Source organism: Synechococcus sp. C9, from assembly GCF_022984075.1.
Lineage (GTDB): Bacteria > Cyanobacteriota > Cyanobacteriia > Gloeomargaritales > Gloeomargaritaceae > Gloeomargarita.
This window is the reverse complement of sequence record NZ_JALAAD010000001.1, coordinates 565,588-583,138: the sequence shown is the minus strand read 5'-3', so window position 1 is coordinate 583,138 and position 17,551 is coordinate 565,588. Positions and strand designations below refer to the sequence as shown.

16 protein-coding genes are annotated in these 17,551 nt (G+C 53.2%); 12 read left to right on the top strand and 4 right to left on the bottom strand.

Features of this window, described 5'->3' with window-relative positions; translation table 11 throughout:
• Positions 1 to 69 precede the first annotated feature (69 nt).
• The 6 genes from hisD (at position 70) to MLD66_RS14455 (ending at position 6,017) form a co-directional block, all read left to right on the top strand.
• Positions 70 to 1,359, top strand: a complete 1,290-nt coding sequence (hisD, locus tag MLD66_RS02885) for a histidinol dehydrogenase (protein ID WP_247218937.1) — start codon at positions 70 to 72, stop codon at positions 1,357 to 1,359.
• Positions 1,359 to 1,757, top strand: a complete 399-nt coding sequence (locus MLD66_RS02880; RefSeq protein ID WP_247215433.1) for a universal stress protein — start codon at positions 1,359 to 1,361, stop codon at positions 1,755 to 1,757. The genes hisD and MLD66_RS02880 overlap by 1 nt, the downstream gene beginning before the upstream one ends.
• On the top strand, positions 1,750 to 3,297 hold the full coding sequence (locus MLD66_RS02875; protein ID WP_247215432.1) for a bifunctional aminoglycoside phosphotransferase/ATP-binding protein: 1,548 nt from the start codon (positions 1,750 to 1,752) through the stop codon (positions 3,295 to 3,297). Before MLD66_RS02880 ends, MLD66_RS02875 begins: the two co-directional genes overlap by 8 nt.
• A 336-nt stretch (positions 3,298 to 3,633) precedes the next feature.
• Positions 3,634 to 4,836: an MFS transporter gene (locus tag MLD66_RS02870; RefSeq protein WP_247215431.1), complete on the top strand. Its 1,203-nt coding sequence runs from the start codon at positions 3,634 to 3,636 to the stop codon at positions 4,834 to 4,836.
• A 61-nt stretch (positions 4,837 to 4,897) separates the two neighbouring features.
• Positions 4,898 to 5,395, top strand: coding sequence for an HNH endonuclease (locus MLD66_RS02865; protein ID WP_247215430.1), 498 nt, complete (start codon positions 4,898 to 4,900; stop codon positions 5,393 to 5,395).
• Between the two features lie 31 nt (positions 5,396 to 5,426).
• Complete coding sequence (locus tag MLD66_RS14455) at positions 5,427 to 6,017, top strand: pentapeptide repeat-containing protein (RefSeq protein WP_281438400.1); 591 nt, start codon at positions 5,427 to 5,429, stop codon at positions 6,015 to 6,017.
• A 126-nt stretch (positions 6,018 to 6,143) separates the two neighbouring features.
• On the opposite strand, the gene MLD66_RS02850 is transcribed toward MLD66_RS14455, so the two are convergent.
• From MLD66_RS02850 to MLD66_RS02840, 3 genes are all read right to left on the bottom strand, one after another.
• A complete protein-coding gene (locus MLD66_RS02850; RefSeq protein WP_247215429.1) occupies positions 6,144 to 7,184 on the bottom strand; it encodes an FAD-dependent oxidoreductase in 1,041 nt (346 codons plus the stop codon).
• Positions 7,181 to 10,183: an SMC family ATPase gene (locus MLD66_RS14605; RefSeq protein ID WP_247215428.1), complete on the bottom strand. Its 3,003-nt coding sequence runs from the start codon at positions 10,181 to 10,183 to the stop codon at positions 7,181 to 7,183. Before MLD66_RS14605 ends, MLD66_RS02850 begins: the two co-directional genes overlap by 4 nt.
• Before the next feature lie 134 nt (positions 10,184 to 10,317).
• Complete coding sequence (locus MLD66_RS02840) at positions 10,318 to 11,517, bottom strand: tetratricopeptide repeat protein (RefSeq protein WP_247215427.1); 1,200 nt, start codon at positions 11,515 to 11,517, stop codon at positions 10,318 to 10,320.
• A gap of 429 nt (positions 11,518 to 11,946) precedes the next feature.
• Here MLD66_RS02840 and MLD66_RS02835 point away from each other — a divergent pair, with 429 nt between their 5' ends.
• The 3 genes from MLD66_RS02835 (at position 11,947) to bchM (ending at position 14,466) form a co-directional block, all read left to right on the top strand.
• Positions 11,947 to 12,288, top strand: a complete 342-nt coding sequence (locus MLD66_RS02835; RefSeq protein WP_247215426.1) for a hypothetical protein — start codon at positions 11,947 to 11,949, stop codon at positions 12,286 to 12,288.
• Positions 12,289 to 12,337: 49 nt separating this feature from the next.
• Positions 12,338 to 13,681 carry an LCP family protein gene (locus tag MLD66_RS02830; RefSeq protein WP_247215425.1) on the top strand — a complete coding sequence of 448 codons (1,344 nt, stop codon included), beginning with the start codon at positions 12,338 to 12,340 and terminating at the stop codon, positions 13,679 to 13,681.
• 71 nt (positions 13,682 to 13,752) lie between these two features.
• On the top strand, positions 13,753 to 14,466 hold the full coding sequence (gene bchM, locus MLD66_RS02825) for a magnesium protoporphyrin IX methyltransferase (RefSeq protein ID WP_247218933.1): 714 nt from the start codon (positions 13,753 to 13,755) through the stop codon (positions 14,464 to 14,466).
• On the opposite strand, the gene tpiA is transcribed toward bchM, so the two are convergent.
• Positions 14,444 to 15,193, bottom strand: coding sequence for a triose-phosphate isomerase (gene tpiA / locus MLD66_RS02820; protein ID WP_247215424.1), 750 nt, complete (start codon positions 15,191 to 15,193; stop codon positions 14,444 to 14,446). The genes bchM and tpiA overlap by 23 nt on opposite strands.
• Positions 15,194 to 15,381: 188 nt before the next feature.
• Between tpiA and MLD66_RS02815 the strand changes: the two genes are divergently transcribed.
• The 3 genes from MLD66_RS02815 (at position 15,382) to MLD66_RS02805 (ending at position 17,532) form a co-directional block, all read left to right on the top strand.
• Positions 15,382 to 15,783, top strand: coding sequence for a phosphomannose isomerase type II C-terminal cupin domain (locus MLD66_RS02815; protein WP_247218931.1), 402 nt, complete (start codon positions 15,382 to 15,384; stop codon positions 15,781 to 15,783).
• A 504-nt stretch (positions 15,784 to 16,287) separates the two neighbouring features.
• Positions 16,288 to 17,136 (top strand): ferredoxin:protochlorophyllide reductase (ATP-dependent) iron-sulfur ATP-binding protein, encoded by an 849-nt coding sequence (bchL, locus tag MLD66_RS02810; protein WP_247215423.1) that lies wholly within the window; start codon positions 16,288 to 16,290, stop codon positions 17,134 to 17,136.
• Between the two features lie 30 nt (positions 17,137 to 17,166).
• A complete protein-coding gene (locus MLD66_RS02805) occupies positions 17,167 to 17,532 on the top strand; it encodes a DUF5331 domain-containing protein (RefSeq protein WP_247215422.1) in 366 nt (121 codons plus the stop codon).
• The last annotated feature ends 19 nt before the right edge of the window (positions 17,533 to 17,551 follow it).

The window sequence follows — 17,551 nt, the reverse complement described above, 5'->3', positions numbered from 1 at the left end:
AAGTGCCCTGAATGGCGGTCAGATTAAGCTACAACAGGGTAAAGACATGAAGTGGGGGTCAACCCGATGATGCTACGTGTTGTCACCCAGGGGACAGAGGCCAAAGCCGAGTTGGGGCGAATTAGCCAGCGGTTGACGGATACCCAGGCGCAGGCTGAACAGGTGCGGGAGATTCTCGCCCAGGTACAGCAACGGGGGGATCAGGCTTTGGTGGACTATACCCGCCAGTTTGACCAGCAGGAGTTCACCCCGGCGGATTTTTTGGTCTCCGGTTCCCAGTTGGATGCCGCCTACCAGCAGGTGTCCCCGGAATTGTTGGCGGCGATTCGCTTGGCGCACAAACGCATTACGGAATTTCACCAGCAACGGGTGCCCCAGACCTGGGTGCAGTTTGCCCCGGATGGGATGGTTTTGGGCAAGCGTTATACGGCGGTGGACCGGGCGGGGGTGTATGTGCCGGGGGGGCGGGCGGCCTATCCCAGCACGGTGTTGATGAACTGTATTCCAGCGAAGGTGGCGGGGGTGGAACGGGTGGTGATGGTCACGCCGCCGGGGGCCGAAGGGGCGGTGCATCCAGCGGTATTGGTGGCGGCCCAGGAATGTGGGGTGCAGGAAATTTACCGCATCGGCGGGGCGCAGGCGATTGGGGCGTTGGCCTTTGGGACGCAGACGATCCCCCGGGTGGATGTGATCACCGGGCCGGGAAATGTGTATGTAACTTTGGCGAAAAAACAGGTCTATGGCCGGGTGGGGATTGACGCTTTGGCGGGGCCCTCGGAGGTACTGATCATTGCGGATGAAACGGCACAGGCCCCCCAGGTGGCCGCCGATTTGCTGGCCCAGGCGGAGCATGACCCTTTGGCGGCGGCGATTTTGCTCACCACCGATAGCACCCTGGCCCAGGCGGTTGTCCAGCAGGTAGCCGTCCAATTAGAGGCGCATCCCCGCAAGCTGTTGACGGAAAAATCCATTGCCCATTACGGGCTGGTGGTGGTGGTGGAATCCCTGGCGCAGGCGGCGGAACTGGCGAATGACTTTGCCCCGGAGCATCTGGAGTTGGCGGTGGCGGAACCCTGGGAACTGCTCCCCCAGATTCGCCATGCGGGGGCGATTTTCCTGGGCCATCACACCCCGGAAGCCCTGGGGGATTACCTGGCGGGGCCCAACCACACCCTCCCGACCGGCGGGGCGGCGCGCTACAGTTCTGCCCTGGGGGTAGAGACCTTTCTGAAATCCACCAGTATTGTCTCCGCTTCCTTGGCCGCCTTGCACCAATTGGGAGAAGCTGTGGTAGTGTTAGCGGAAACCGAAGGCTTGCATTCCCATGCAGAATCGGTGCGCCTACGCTTGAAACCCTGATGTTGAAAACGATTTTAGTGGCTGTGGATGGTGGGAGTACCGCCCAAAAGGTACTGCAAGCCTTGGGTTGGCTCCAGGTGAGCCAGGTTACCCAGGTACAGTTGGTGTATGTACGACCACCCATTCCCGCCGACAGCCCGGCAGATGTGCCCCACCCGGAACCGGATTTGACCCCCTGTTTGGCATGGTGTCAGCAAATGGTATCCTGCGATTGTAGTATAAAAATACTAACAGGCGACCCGGCAGAGGAGATTGTAGGTTGGGCGGCGGCGACGGGGGCAGAGTTAATTCTCATCGGCAGTCGGGGGTTGACGGGGGTGGAGCGGATTTTGCGGCAGTCCGTGAGTGCCCAGGTCGTGGCGGATGCGCCCTGTGCGGTGTTGGTGGTGCATGGCTGAGACGCTCTCCCCTTTGATCCAACAGATGCAACGGGCGGCATTTTATCCCCATCCGGTGCGGGCAATCAGCCTCAAGCAAACCCATATTTCCTGGGTGATTTTGACCGGGGATTATGCCTACAAGGTGAAAAAACCGGCGAATTTTGGGTTTTTAGATTTTTCTACCCTGGAAAAACGCCGCACCTTTTGCTATGAGGAATTACGATTAAATCAACGGTTAGCCCCGGAATTATATTTAGAAGTCCTGCCCATTGCTGTTAATAACCAGGGGGAATACGGGTTGGGCAATGATGGGGAAATCGTGGAATATGCGGTTAAGATGCGGCAATTCAACGAACAGGATTTGTGGCTCACCTGTTTTGAGCAAGGGAAATTGACGGTGCAGGATTTAGAAAATTTAGGCACCCAAATCGCCCAATTTCACCAACAATCTCCCACCAACGAATATATTACCAGTTTTGGTTCTTTAGAAATGCTCAAGCGGGTGGTGGATAGCAATTATGAGGCGACGGAATCCTATACAAAAGACTGGGGATTGGCTAAAGAGTTTCAAGAAATTCGGGAGTTTACGGATACTTATTTAACCCAACATCGGGATTGGTTTATCGAGCGGCAAAACCTGGGGAAAATCCGGGAATGTCACGGGGATTTACATCTGGGGAATATCTGTTTTTTTGAGGGACGCGCCTGTGTATTTGATTGTATTGAATTTAATGAGGAATTTCGCCTGACCGATACGGTGTATGATGTCGCCTTTTTGGTCATGGATTTAGAGTTTCGGGGGCGCAGGGATTTAGCCTATGCCTTTTTGAATCGCTATTTAGAATTAACCGGGGACTATTTAGCGGCAAGATTACTCCCGTTTTATTGCAGTATCCGGGCGTATATTCGGGCGAAGGTAAATTCTTTTTTAGCGAGTGATGCGGGGGCACCAGCGTCCTTGCGGGAATCTGCAAAAACCACAGCGATTCGCTATTACCAATTCGCCTGGCATTATAGTCAGTGGTTAACGCCCCGGTTGTGGGTGATGGCGGGTTTATCGGGGGCGGGAAAATCTACGGTTGCCCGGTATCTCAGCCAAACTTATGGGGCAATTCATATCCGTTCGGATGCGGTGCGGAAGCATTTGGCAGGAATTGATTTGCACGAAAAAGGCGGTGCGGAACTCTATACCCCCGCCATGACTGAGCGTACCTATGAGGAATTATTGCGCGTGGCTTTGGCGCTCTTATCTGAGGGGCAATCGGTGGTTTTGGATGCCAAATACGACCGGGTACATTTGCGGCAAGAGGTATTAAAAAAGGTGGAAAATTTAACTGTCTTTGTGCGAATCATTCATGTGCAAGCCCCCGTAGAAGTGTTGCGAGAGCGATTGCGTTTGCGTACCGGGGATATTGCGGATGCAACGGCAGATTTATTAACACAACAATTGCAACAATGGGAGCCTTTTACCCCAGCCGAATTACCTTTGGTAACAACAGTAGATACGACCCTGGATTCCTCGGTATGGCAAGCCCAGTTATCCGGCAGTCTCACTTGAATCGTGAGTAAAAATTTCATACTTAAAATTTCATACTTCAAGAGCTAAGGATTGAGCCAGCCGATTCGATGCAGGAACAAACATTCCGCAGAATCAAGGATGGGGGCGGTGCACCTGCGATCCCGATGCTATTCCCGTTTAGGGTGATGATAGCAGTGCGTGGCTTTATTCTGGCTTTGAGTAATTTGGTGCTTCCCATCAATCATTTGAGATTACCTGGATGAATTAACCTGCGCCATCGGTATTACCCGCCGCTATGCCGTCAAAAAAGATACAATTTTTAATAAACTTGGTACTTTAATTATCAATCTGACTGGTTGGTCAGCGGGGGATGATTTGAAAGGTTTGCAAGGATGTATGGGGCGGTTGTTTGGGTCGGCGTTGTTGTTTTGGTTGGGGCTGACCTTGCTGTTGCCGACTTTGCCGCTTTATTTGGATGAGGTGGTGGGGGCGAGCGATGCCCAGATTGGCTGGGTGATCGGGGCGTTTGCGGTGGGGATGTTGCTGTTCCGGGAGCCGGTGGGGCGGTTGACGGATGCGAGGGGGCGCAAGCTGGGGATTCAAATTGGTTTGCTGGTGTTGGCGACGGCTCCCCTGGGGTATCTCTGGTTGCAGGGGATTCCGGCTCTGCTGGTACTGCGGGCGTATCACGGGTTGAGTGTGGCGGCGTTTGCGACGGGGTATTTGGCTCTGGTGACGGATTTGGCTCCGGCGGCTCAGCGGGGGCAGGTGTTGGGCTATATGACCTTGGCGCAACCGGTGGGGGTGGCGTTGGGGCCGGCGATTGGGGGTTTTTTGGCGGATCAGGGACAATACACGGCGATTTTTACCCTGTCGGCTCTGCTGGGTGGGTTGAGTTGGGGCTTGTGTACTTGGGGGGTACAGGAACCGCAACGGGCACGGGCGGCATCGAGCCTGGGGATGTCGTGGGGGTTATTGCTAACGCCTCGCCTACGGACACCTGCTTTGGTGTTTTTGCTGGTGGGGTTGTTGTTTGGCAGTTTGCAGATTTTTATCCCCCTATTTATCAAACGGCAGGGCATCCCCATGAATCCGGGGTTGTTTTATACGGCGGTGGCGGTGGCGAGTTTTTCGGTGCGGCTGGCGTTGGGACAGGTGGCGGACCGGTGGGGGCGGGGGCGGCTGATTACGGTCAGCTTGGCCTGCTATTGGCTGGCGATGGTCACTTTGTGGTGGGCGCAGGGGGTGCCCTGGTTGGTGCTGGCGGGGGTGTTGGAGGGGATGGGGGCGGGGCTGTTGATCCCCGGTATGGCGGCTTTGATTGCGGATCGTTCCTATGCTCAGGAGCGGGGGCGCAGTTTTGGGCTATGTCTGGGGGGGTTTGACCTGGGGATTGCAATGGCGGGGCCCCTGTTGGGGAATCTGGCGGTGGGGCTGGGGTTGCGGCAGGTTTTTGGTTGGCTGGCGGGGGTGGCTCTGCTCGCCTTGGGGGTGTACATTTTGTGGATTGGCAAAAATCCCCGGGATTCCTTCGCCTTCGCCCTGCGGAATGGCCCGGATGCCTACCGCATTTCCTAAACACGGCTTCGTTTAATTGTGTTAATATCTTGACAAATCTTGCTCTTGCCCTGGGGAAGTGATGGCAAAGGTGTTGGTGCTGAATGCTTCCTATGAGCCATTGAATATCACCACCTGGAAACGGGCGGCAGTACTGCTTCTCAAGGGCAAGGCGGAGCAATTGGAACATAATGGTAAGGTAATTTACCCCAATTTTTCCTTACCTACGGTTATCCGTCTGCGGCATTATGTGAACATTCCCCACAAGGAAATTCCCTTAACCCGCCGTAATGTCCTCCATCGGGACGGGCATAGTTGTCAGTATTGTGGCTATACGGGGGAGGATTTAACCTTGGACCATGTGATTCCCAAGTCCCGGGGTGGGGGGGATTCCTGGGAAAATATCGTTACCGCTTGTGTGCGATGTAATATCAAAAAAGGCAATCGTACCCCGGAGGAAGCCCGCTTACCCCTGCGCCAGCGTCCCCGTCGTCCCCACAGCAGTTTACATTTTGAGGTGAGCAAGCATCTGCGGGGTGGTTCCAACCAGGAATGGCGCAAATATGTGATTGGTTTGTAATTTAATTTTTTTTAATTAATTCATTGGTACGATGCCCATGACCCTAACCCAACTGACGGCGGAACAACTCCAGCAACGTTACCTGGAAGGGGAGCGGCATTTTGCACGGGTGGACTTGAACCGGGTGGATTTGCATGGGATGAAACTCCCCGGCATTGTGCTGGAACGGGCAAACCTGTACCGGGCGGATTTATTTGAGGCGGATTTGACGGGTGCCAACCTGGGGGGGGCGATTCTCTGCCGGTGTAACCTGACCCGTACGCGGCTCAACCAGGCGGGTTTGCGGGAGGCGGATTTGATTTTTGCCAATTTTGGGGAGGCGCAGTTGCAGGAGGCGGATTTGCGGGGAGCCTATCTGCGGGGGGTGGATGGGTTGAACGCCCAGATGCAAGGCTGTTCCTTGGCGCATAGCAATCTCACGGAAGCAAATCTTTATCACGCTAACCTCGCCGGGGCGGATTTAACCGGGGCATTTTTGGTGGTGGCAATCCTGCGGGGGGCGAATCTCACGGGGGCGAATCTGGCAGGGGCAAATTTGGCGGGGGCGAGTATGCGGGGTGCGAATCTCACGGGGGCGAATCTGACCGGGGCGGTGATGCCCGATGGCACGATTCATCCATAGTTGTTGCAATTTCAATTACTCAGAACCAAAGGCGATGCCCCTGCGACCGGTAGTTTGCGATTGATAGAGGTGCCTGTTAATTAAACCTATCAGGGATTCAAAAAAGAATTAAATTAAAAATACCCATCATACCGTAGCGGTTTGGAGGGTTTGGCGCACCCAATCGGCGGTAAAAGGAGCCAATAAAACCCCATTGCGATAATGACCTGTTGCCCAAAGGATGCGCTGACAGCCGGGGTCAATTTGTAAAATGGGTGCGGTCTGTCCCACTGGTCGAGGTCGTAAACCATACCATTGCCTCTGCCAGGATTTCCCTCGCAAAAGGGGGCATAAATTGGTGGCGTTTTGCCAAAGTTGCTCTAATAATTTTGGGTCGGGTAGGGGTTGTTTGGATGGAGAAAATTCCACGGTTGCACCCACCCAAACCACTCCCGAATCCTGGGGAACAATCGCTATATCATTGCCATAGAAAATTGGCGAATGAGCTAATTCGGGACAATCAATTGCCACCGCTTGCCCAAGGACGGGTGCTAATTCAAAAGGAGCCGTTAACCCCGCAATTTGGGTGGCACCTAAACCCGCACTGATAATTAACCAGTCGCACTCCTGTTCCCAATTAGGTAATTTCAACCGGATGGGTGCTCCGGGAATGACTTCTATCACTGGGGAATTATAGTGAATTTGTACGCCCCGCTGTTGGGCAATATTCAGCCAATTTTGGGTGAGTTTAACTGGTTGAACCTGCCGTTCTTGGGGGGCGAAAATAGCACCGCATAAATTTTTATAATTGACCTCTGGAAACCGCATCTTTACCTGTTCAGGCGTAAAAATTTCTAATACCCAACCCTGGGCTTGTCGGCGGGGAATTTTAGCCAAATTTTTCTGCCAATCCTGCGAGTCATAATATAAATGCAAGATGCCTTGGGAATTGCCAGGGATAGGGATTTGGGTTTGTATTTGTTGATAACGTTGCAAACTTGCCAAACGTTTTTGCGCCCCCCGTTCGCTCAAAACCGCCATCAGCAATCCCAAGGCGGCTCCTGTGGCTCCCTGGGCAGGGGATGATTGGGCTTCAAACAGATGGATTTCCCAGTCCGGTACGGTGGACAATTCCCAGGCGATGGCGGCACCGACTACCCCCGCCCCGATAATGGCAATCCGGTTCACAATACCAATTGCACCTGAGAACCCTGCTCGGTTTTACTAACTTCGATGCGGGTGGAAAAAGCCTCTTTCAGGTTGGGCATATGGGTCACCATCAGGATACAGGCGTATTCATCGCTAATGGCACTAATGGCGGCGATCAGCCGGTCACAGCCCTGGGCATCCTGGGTGCCAAACCCCTCATCCACGATTAATAGCTGTAACGTAGCTCCCGCCCGTTGGGTGAGCAGACGAGCGAGGGCAAGGCGGATGGCAAAATTCACCCGGAAGGCTTCCCCGCCGGAGTAGGTTTCGTAGGGACGGGTGCCCTGATGGTCGGCGATGTAAATTTCCAGGGTTTCCACCAGTTGATTTTTGTTAGCGCCGCTTTTTTTGGGTTTTTGAGTCACAAACCGCACATGGAGTTGATGGTTAGTTAAACGTCCCAAAATGTGATTGGCGGTGGCTTCCAATTGGGGTAAAATCTGCTCGATCATCAGGGCTTGAATGCCATTTTTCCCGAAGGCTTGGGTCAATGCCCGATAGATTTGCTGTTGATGTTCATGCCGTTGGAGTTCCTGTTGCCCTTGCTGGTAGTGCTGGCGCAGTTGGGCGAGATGTTGCAGTCGTTGTTGTAGGGTGCCGCTGTGGATGTATTGGGTTTGTAATCGTTGTTGTTGCGCTTGAATTTGAGTTTCCAGTTCCCTAATCGTGGCGGTTAAATCGGGGAGTTGGGCAAGGGTGTTTTCAATGCTATCCAATTGTTGTTCGAGTTCCTGTATCCGTTGTGCCTTGGTAGCGGCAGTGGCGGTGAGGGTTTGCATTTCTTCAATCAGGTGGGGATATTCCTGTTGTGCCCGTTGGAGTTCTTGATAGCGTAAGGGGGCAGATTGTTGTTGCTGTAATTGTTGACGAATGGCTTGGTGGGTAGAGGCATCATAGGCTAAATCGGCAAGTTGTTGTTCAATGTTATCCAATTGGTAACGCAGGGGGCAATGGTGGGTCGCTTGGGTAATTTGGTGTTCTAAATCCCGGCATTTTTGCTCTAATTGCGCTAGTTGTAGCGATAGGGTGGCGTGTTCTTTTTCGGCGTTTTGAATTTCCGCTTGTTTAATTTCCACCCACCGCCATTTTTCTACTTCGGCACGGGCGCAGATGTGGGCTGGTTCGTCGTAGTTGATCGCCGCTAGACTTGCCGTAATTTGCTCAAGTTCGGGGCTGGTTTCCGGTTGAGCAAGGCTGGCTTCTAGTTGTTGAATGTGAACCTGAATGTGCTCAATTTGGGCTTGGAGTTCCTGCTTTTGTTGAATTTTTTGATTGAGTTGCCCTTGTTTTTGGTTGAGTTGTTCCCGGTATTGGCATTGCTTTTTAATCCGTTCGTATTCCTCTCGTAAAACCTGAAGTTCCCTGCCGGTGACGGTAATTTGTTCCTTGGTGAGCCAGATGGCTTCTTCTAATTCTCGGCGTTCTAATTCCTGTTTTTTTTGCACCACCTGCCAGTGCTGGGCATCGAGGGGGCGGGCGCAGAGGGGACAGACGGCTTCCGGTTGTTGGAGCAATTCACTTTTTTTAATAAGTTGTGCCAGTTGGGTTTCGTAGTTTTGTAAACGGGCGTTGAGGCTATCTTGAAAACTTCTGCGCTCTTTTCCCTTTTCTTCGATGTGGTCTAAATAGACTTTCTTTTTATCTAATTCGGCGAATTCCCGAGCAAGTTCTGCCTGTTCCTGCTCTAGGTTGCCCAGGCGGTTGAGTTGTTCCTGGCGATGCGCCAGTTGCCGTTCCTGCTCCTGGAGTTGGGCGGACTGGCGGGCACGGGTCTGTTCCTGCTGTTGCCGGAGGGTTTGATAGTGGTTGTAGAGGGGTTTGTACTGCTCGGCTTGCTGGTCGAGATGCTGGAGTTGTCGGCGGGCGGCGGCAAGTTGGGCGAGGGCTGGGGCAATTTCAGAGGCACTTTGGCGGATTAAATCCAGTTTTTCCAGGTTCTGGAGCAGGGCGTGGCGTTGGGCGTGGTGCTGTTGTTTTTGCAGTTCGAGTTGATGCAATACCTGCTGATATTCCGCTTGTAATTGATTGTATTCCCGCTGGAGTTGTTGTTGCCGTTGGGACTGTTGGTTCAGGTGTTCTTCCCGTTGTTGCAGGTCGGTGTAGGTTTGATAGGCTTGGGTAATCGTTTCGCTTTGGGCTAAAAGGTTTTCGAGTTGGGTAATGTGTTGTTGTAACCGCTCGATGCGGGTTTGGGTTTGGGCGTAATCCTCGCCGAGTTGGGTGCGTTGTTGGCTGAGCCATCGGTGCTGTTCAACCCACTGGTGCCGTTGCTGTTGTTGGGTTTGGTATTGGTGCAGTTGGGTTTGGTATTGCTCTGTAGTAATTTGGGTTACCTGAATTTCTTTTTGTAGGGCTTGGTATTGTTGTTGAATTTCTGGTTCCTGTGCTAATTCCGATTCTTGGGCGGTCAGGGTTTGCTGGAGGTTTTTGGCTTGAAGTTCATGGTCATTGGCTCGTTTTTTGGCTTGCTCTGACAATTCATCGTAGTGATCCAGTTGCAATAAACTCGCTAATACTTCCTTGCGTTTGCTGGGGGTTTTGAGCATAAATTCATCCGCTCGCCCCTGGCGCAAATAGGCGGAATGGATAAAGGTGGAATAATCCAGTTTCAATTCCCGGTTGATCAAATCCTGGGTATCCTTGATCGCCCGTTGGGTCAAGGGTTGCCAGCGTCCCTGGGCAAGAACCTGAAACTCTAGGGTGCTATGCCCCCGCCTGCGTGCCCGAATCACCCGGTAGGTCTGACCGCCACTGCTGAAGCTAAAATCCACCCGGGCTTCCATACAGCCGGTACGAATCACGTCATCGGCATTGGGGGCACGGGATTCTCCCCACAACGCCCAAGTCATGGCTTCCAACAAAGAGGATTTGCCCGCACCGTTGGGCCCACAGATACAGGCGGTGTGTAGGCCGGTAAAATCTAAGCTGGCCTGACGATAACTTAGGAAATTACTGAGGGTTAATTGCCGGGGAATCACAAAATTTGGGGGAAGGGAATCAACAAGGTTTTACGCACCGATCCTACCCCATTATAGGCTAAGGGTTCTGGGGTTCCAAGGGGGATATGGGAGAGATGGGAATTATTTTGGAACCGATTTTTTGCCGGGGGTTGCTAACGTCCTAATAACCCCAAATGTTGCAATTCCTGCTGTAATTTCTCACCGGCGGGGGAACCCTGTTGCTGATATAAAGCAATGGCTTTTTGCCAATGGGCTTGGGCGGTGACCAAATCCCCCAATTTACACAGGACAACTCCGAGGTTTTGGTGCGCCGCCGCCAGCGTGGGGTCGAGGCTGAGGGCTTGTTCATAGGCTTGAACCGCCTCGGGAAGCTGGTTGAGTGCCTTCAGGGTTAACCCCAAATTGTAGTAACCCGTTGCCCAGGTGGGGTCAATTTGAATGGTCTGCTCAAACAGTCTGCGAGCGGGGCTGAGGGCACCCCGTTCTTTGTACAAACTGCCCAGATTCGTATATGCCCCTAGTTTGAGGATGGGGGGCACGGGGGTGGCAATCGCCTGTTCGTAGTGGGTTTGCGCCCTGTCCCACTGCCCCTGCCGTCCGTGCAGTAACCCCAAATGGAAGTGAATTTCGTACTGCACCATCGGTTCCGGGGGTTGGCTGGTCAAGGCTTGGGTCAGGAGGTGAAACGCCTGTGTCAGTTCCCCTGCAGCGAGGTGCCAGGCCCCCAATTTGGCGCAGAGGTAGCTATCCTGGGGGTCACGGGCGAGGGCTTGGGTCAAAATCCGCCCCATCCGCGCCGATTTATCCTTGGACTGGATGGCGTGCTGGGTGTAGCCCCGGTGGTGCAGAGCTACTGCCTGAATCGTGCCCACCTGCCAATGGGGTTCCTGCTGGCGAATTTGGGTAATGCTATCGTCAATCAATTCGTGGTACGCCCGTTGAAACCGAATGTCGGGGCGATTGCGGAATAACCGGGACACCAGGGAATAGGGGGTCTGCTGACTGCCCAACTCCTGCCGCAGTAAATTCACCGCCAACAGGTCGGGCTGAGCCACCGCTTCTCGGATCAGGGGAACGGCATTAGGTAGTAAAACTTCATCCGCATCCAGCACCAAAATCCATTCCCCCTGCGCCAAATCCAGGGAATAATTGCGGGCGGCGGCAAAGTCATCCTGCCAGGGAAACGATGCCACCGTTGCTCCCACGTTTTGGGCAATGCTGACCGTATCATCTGTGGAACCCGTATCCACCACGACCATCTGCGCCACCACCCCCCGGACACTGGCGAGACAGGCGGGGAGCAGGTCAGCCTCATCCCGGACAATCATGCACAAACTGATGGGTAGGGTCATAGCGCCACCTGGTCAATACTGATGCAGTTTTGATTTAGTTTCATTCTTTCCACAACTTGGCATCGCTTTATCCTGACCTCATAGTAATCCTATGCGATGAATGTTAGATTGCGTGCCGTAGGCATACAGAAATGTTCCAGAACCAAGGACGACCCCTGTGCCATGCTGATTTAGGATTGTCATAATACTAGGGTATCTCTAAAAATGGGTCGCAGGGGCGTAGCCCCCGTCTGTGGTTCTCAATAGTATGGGTATTCTGGTGCGATAACCTTCTGGTAATACAAATAAATAGAGATGCCTGAAAAGTGTTCATAAATTACTAATCAACACATGGTGCCCTTTAGTACTACTGTTCACTAATCCCTTCAACTTGCTATAGTTAGTAGTGCAACCGTCAATCATCGTCCTAAATTAGGCTGTTTTTGGCAGATGTCCACCCAGGCAGTGCATCGTTTGAAGCTATTGTTTTACCTTTTGCCGGTCGTGGGTCTGGCTCCGGCAGTATGGAATTTATTCACCAATGCGTCCCGCTCTCGCTCGGAACGGGATTTGAGTCGGAGCGTCATTACCATCACGGGTTTATGGTTGGTGATGTATGTTTTGTTTGGCAGTTTGGCACAGCAGGAATCCCTGGCACTACCGGCTTTGGCGGTGAATAGTGTGATGACTTCCGCCTATTTCGTCCTGCAATTGTGGTTAATGCTGCGGCTCTGGCGGGGGCAATCCCTGAAACTGCCGGGGGTGGCGCAGTTGTCTCGCCGTTTACCTTGAAGGCAATTTGAGCTAGGCTTAATTAGCGATTGTGAGGCTGTTTGTGTCCATGACCCCTACTCCCACCCGTGTCGCCCCCCCGAAACTACGGCGCCGGGGTTCTGCTTGGCTGTGGTTGACCCTGTTTACGGTGTTGGGGCTGGGTTCGGCGGCGGTGGGGGCGGGTTTGGCGGTACTGCTCCAGGGTGCGCCGTTCCAACAACGGTGGCTCAGCCAGGAGGAGGCGAAAACCTTTTTTGGAGAACCGTTGGCGAAGGGGTTTTTTGGGGTGCCCCGGCTCAGTCGCCCGGTGAATATTTTGTTTATGGGCATCAAAGTGCTGAGCCTGGATCCGCAAGCGGGCTATCAAAAACGGGTGAATGATTTTGAGGGTTTGACGGATACGATGATTCTCCTCCGGTTTGACCCCACAACCGCTACGGTGACGGCGATTTCCCTGCCCCGGGATACGCAGGTGTTGATCAAAAATGACCCCTACAGTAAGTTGAACGAGGCGAATCAGCAGGGGGGTCCTGCTTTGGCGGCGGAAACGGTGAGTGCGCTGATGGGTGGGGTGCCCATTGACCGCTATGTGCGGGTGAATCCGATGGGGATCGAGGGGTTGGTGGATGCCCTGGGGGGAATTACGATCAATGTGCCGAAGGATTTGAAATATCAGGACGACAGCCAGCATTTGTACATCAATCTCAAGGCGGGTTTGCAGAAACTCAACGGCAAACAAGCCCTGCATTTTCTCCTGTTTCGCCAGGATGGGCTGGGGGATATTGGGCGGATTCAGCGGCAACAGATGTTTATGCGGGCGTTCCAGGAGCAGGCGTTGACTCCCCAAAATATTACCCGTTTGCCCCAGATTTTCGGGGTGATCCGGCAATATGTGGATACGAATTTGACCGGGGAGGAGTTGTTGGCGCTGGCGAGTTTTGCCCAGGAAACGTCCCGGGAAAAGTTTCAAATGATCCTGTTGCCAGGACAGTTTGGGACTTCCGGGCGATTGGCAAGCTATTGGATTCCTGACCCGACCCGCATTCAGAGGGTGGCGGTGCAACATTTTGGCTTGACGGTTCCCGGTGTTGCTGAGCGGGAGATGAATTTGGCGCAGATTGAGGTGGTGCTCCAGGACAGTACGGGCGAACGGGGGGCGGTGACGGCTTTGACCGAGCAATTGCTAAAAGCAGGCTATCAGCGCCTCTATCGGGAGGTGCCCTGGCATGAGACCTTGAATCAAACGGTGATTATTGCCCAACAGGGGAATGTGGCGGCGGCGCAGGCGGTGCAGACTGCCCTGGGGTTTGGGGAAATCCGGGTGGACAGCACGGGGATTCTCAATTCCGATGTGACGGTGCGGATTGGGCGGGATTGGCGGTTTCATCTCAATTCTGCCGCTCCTCAGTAATTTCCCCGTCATTTCTGCGTAAACTCGGTACACTCGAAAGGGTGACGTTACCCAAACCTGCGATGAAGCATATGCCCCCGGTGGATGAAAAATTGGTTGTCAAAAATTACTTTAACGGCACCGGTTTTGAGCGTTGGCGCAATATCTATGGCACCGGGGATGTGAATCAGGTACAAGCGGATATTCGCCTGGGGCATCAACGCACCATTACTACGATTTTGGACTGGTTGCCAGGGGATTTAAGCGGGGTCACGATTGCCGATGTGGGCTGTGGTACAGGCAGTTTAACGATTCCTTTGGCGCAACGGGGGGCACGGGTACGGGCGGGGGATATTTCGCCCAAAATGGTGCAGGAAGCCAAAAACCAAGCCCTGATCCAGCGCAATGCCCAGGGGCAATTTATTGACCAAAATATCGAATTTTGGGTGGGGGATTTGGAGGAATTGCAGGGCATCTATGACATCGTCATCTGCCTGGATGTGCTGATTCACTATCCCACCCCACAAGCCCAGGGGATGCTGAGCCATTTGGCTGGTTGTGCCCGCCAGCGGGTCATTTTTAGTTTTGCGCCCCAAACCTGGTTTTACAGTGCCCTGAAGCGGGTGGGGAGCATTTTCCCCGGTGCCAGCAAAGCGACCCGTGCCTATTTACACCCGGAAGTGCGCATGACCCAAACCCTCACCGCCCTGGGCTGGCAGTTGCGCCGCCGTACCCAGATCAGTACCCGCTTTTATTTCGCCTGTCTGCTGGATTTTGAACGCCCTAGGGAGCCACCCGATAGTTGACAATCCGGGCAAACGCCTGGGGTTCGAGGCTGGCGGTACCCACCAACACCCCATCCACTTCCGGCATCGCCATCAGGTCGTCTATATTATCCGGTTTCACGGAGCCGCCATACAAAATTCGGACATGATCAGTGGCTTGGCTGGTGGCCTGTTGCAGGAGCGTGATCTCCTTGCGAATCACCCCAATCACCCGATTGGCCTCTTCCGGAGGGCAGGTGTTGCCCGAACCAATCGCCCAAATGGGTTCGTAGGCGATGATCACCTGGGGGACTTTTACCCCCACCAAGCCCTGGGCCAGTTGCGCCAGGATATGGGCTTCGGTCAGCCCCTGGTGCCGTTGTTCCTCCGTTTCCCCCACGCAGAGAATGGGGATGAGTCCATGCCTTTGGGCGGCTTTGAGGCGCAAATTCACCCGTTCATCCGTCTCGCCAAAGTACTGCCGTCGCTCGCTGTGGCCGATGATCACATACCGCACCCCCAAATCCGTGAGCATGGGCGGGCTAATTTCCCCGGTGTAGGCACCGGCGGCCTCCCAGTGGACATTTTGGGCACCGAGGGCAATGCCCGTGGTTGCCAATGGTTCCGAGAGAACGGCCAAGGCGGTAAACGGGGCGCAGAGGACAATCTCCTGGTCACTCCCGGCCACCAACGGGGCAAATTCCTGGAGATAGGCCAAGGCCTCCCCCCGATTTTTGTGCATCTTCCAATTACCCGCAATGACTGCCATGACCGTACCTTGCCCTCAAAATCCATGCTTAGCTAGTGTACGTCAATCTGGTGCCGGTTCAACCCCTGGCTGTGGGTATAATCAAACCAGTGACCTGTCCTTGCGCTTCCCTGAATGAGGTATTTATGAATCCCAGTTCCAACCATACGGTGCCGCCCATGTCCGTCAGCCGCGGGACAGTACCGCCGATGCCAACGGGGCAAATGCCGGGAGCCGCTACCGAATTGCGCCCTTGGGGGAGTTTTACCGTATTGGAGGAAGGCCGGAATTACAAAATCAAACGAATTGAGGTCAAGCCAGGGCATCGTTTGAGCTTACAATTGCATTACCATCGCAGTGAGCATTGGATTGTGGTTTCCGGCACGGCGAAAGTCACCTGTGGTGACCGGGAAATGTTGTTAAATTCCAACGAATCCACCTATGTTCCCCCCTGTACGCCCCACCGTTTGGAGAATCCGGGGGTGATCAACTTGATCCTAATCGAGGTGCAAAACGGCCAATACCTGGGGGAAGATGACATTGTGCGGTTTCAGGATGATTACGCCCGGGTACCCACCTCAGCACCGGCTAATTCTGGGGGTAACGGTTGATACCAGGGTTAAAATTACTAAAAAATTCAACGTGGCAACGCACAACGACATAGCAATCCTAAACGATGATGCCAACGGTACTTACGGAAATCAACTTCCAGCCAACTTTCCATAGGATTATGGTTGCCATCTTTAGGGCACTTCTCAAAATGGGTTGCAGGGGCACCGCCCCCGTCTTGGTTCTCAATAATTCTCAATAATATGGGCATTTTAGCGCAATAATCTTCCAGTGGTGGCAATAAATAATAGAGGTGCCCTTATGCCAGTCTCATTGAGGATAGCTCTATGCCACGCCAGTGATGGGAACTACGGCGGAGCCATCTAAAAAATATAAAAAAATATAAATTTTTACTCACGATTTAGGGACGATTGCCCGAGCCAGTATTGCAATATCTAAAGAAACCCAAAGATACATAATCTTCCCTAGAGAACTGTTGAAGGATTGGGGATTAGGTGTGAAAAACTAGGGATAATGTGACCTAGACCCAACGCCAGGAGTGTGGCATGAAAATCGCAGTTTACGGCAAAGGTGGCATCGGCAAATCCACCACCAGTTGCAATATCTCCGCCGCCCTCGCCAAACGGGGTAAAAAAGTATTACAAATTGGGTGCGACCCCAAACACGACAGCACTTTTACCTTGACGGGTTTTTTAATTCCCACCATCATTGACACCCTCAAGGACAGGGATTACCACTACGAAAATGTTTGGCCGGAGGATGTTATTTATCAGGGCTACGGTGGTGTGCATTGTGTGGAAGCAGGGGGGCCGCCCGCCGGTGCCGGATGTGGGGGTTATGTGGTAGGTGAAACCGTCAAATTGCTCAAGGAATTAAATGCGTTTGATGCCTACGATGTGATTTTATTTGATGTGTTAGGGGATGTGGTCTGCGGTGGTTTTGCCGCCCCCTTAAATTACGCCGATTACTGTTTGATTGTCACCGATAATGGCTTTGATGCCCTGTTTGCCGCCAATCGGATTGCCGCTTCCGTGCGGGAAAAAGCCCGTACCCATCCCCTGCGCCTCGCTGGTTTAATTGGCAATCGCACGAACAAACGGGATTTGATTGATAAATATACGTCCGCCGTGCCCATGCCGGTGTTGGAAGTATTGCCTTTAATTGATGATATTCGCATCTCCCGGGTGAAGGGCAAAACCATTTTTGAAATGGCGGAAACCGCCCCCCATTTACAACCGGTTTGTGATTATTATCTCAACATTGCCGACCAAATTTTAGCCCGTCCCGAAGGGGTGGTTCCCCAGGATGCCCCGGATCGGGAATTGTTCAATTTGCTGTCGGATTTCTACCTCCATCCCCCTACCCAACCCCAAGGAGAACTCCTGATGGTTTAAGCTAGGGCTGTAGTCATAGGGGGAACGGTTATGGCAGCGTTTGAAGAGTTTAAGGGGACCTTAAGAAATACCTGGTTGGAATACGTGCGAAATCATCGCCCTTGGTTGGAGGTTTATCTGAAACAACGGGGGTTCAAAACCCCTGATAATGGTCGTCGCCCTGATGCGGGGTTAATCCTCGGTGTAATCACGATGGCGGCTCCCCAACTGTTAGATATGTTGCCCACTTTTTTCAAACTCAGCCAGGGCAATCCCGATGCCATTATTGATGCTCTGGATTTGAATTTTGACCCCTTCAAAGAGTTGGCAAAACCCGTAGCGCAACTGCCGGAATCAACAGAACCAATGAGAGAAACCATTGGGGATCAACCGACAGCAGATTCCACACCTTTTTAATTTTTTGAAGGGGGCTGAT

Coding starts and splice junctions, on each gene's coding strand:
- hisD (WP_247218937.1), top strand. CDS start 70: ATGCTACGTGTTGTCACCCAGGGGACAGAGGCCAAAGCCGAGTTGGGG.
- MLD66_RS02880 (WP_247215433.1), top strand. CDS start 1,359: ATGTTGAAAACGATTTTAGTGGCTGTGGATGGTGGGAGTACCGCCCAA.
- MLD66_RS02875 (WP_247215432.1), top strand. CDS start 1,750: ATGGCTGAGACGCTCTCCCCTTTGATCCAACAGATGCAACGGGCGGCA.
- MLD66_RS02865 (WP_247215430.1), top strand. CDS start 4,898: ATGGCAAAGGTGTTGGTGCTGAATGCTTCCTATGAGCCATTGAATATC.
- MLD66_RS14455 (WP_281438400.1), top strand. CDS start 5,427: ATGCCCATGACCCTAACCCAACTGACGGCGGAACAACTCCAGCAACGT.
- MLD66_RS02840 (WP_247215427.1), bottom strand. CDS start 11,517: ATGACCCTACCCATCAGTTTGTGCATGATTGTCCGGGATGAGGCTGAC.
- MLD66_RS02835 (WP_247215426.1), top strand. CDS start 11,947: ATGTCCACCCAGGCAGTGCATCGTTTGAAGCTATTGTTTTACCTTTTG.
- MLD66_RS02830 (WP_247215425.1), top strand. CDS start 12,338: ATGACCCCTACTCCCACCCGTGTCGCCCCCCCGAAACTACGGCGCCGG.
- bchM (WP_247218933.1), top strand. CDS start 13,753: ATGCCCCCGGTGGATGAAAAATTGGTTGTCAAAAATTACTTTAACGGC.
- tpiA (WP_247215424.1), bottom strand. CDS start 15,193: ATGGCAGTCATTGCGGGTAATTGGAAGATGCACAAAAATCGGGGGGAG.
- MLD66_RS02815 (WP_247218931.1), top strand. CDS start 15,382: ATGCCAACGGGGCAAATGCCGGGAGCCGCTACCGAATTGCGCCCTTGG.
- bchL (WP_247215423.1), top strand. CDS start 16,288: ATGAAAATCGCAGTTTACGGCAAAGGTGGCATCGGCAAATCCACCACC.
- MLD66_RS02805 (WP_247215422.1), top strand. CDS start 17,167: ATGGCAGCGTTTGAAGAGTTTAAGGGGACCTTAAGAAATACCTGGTTG.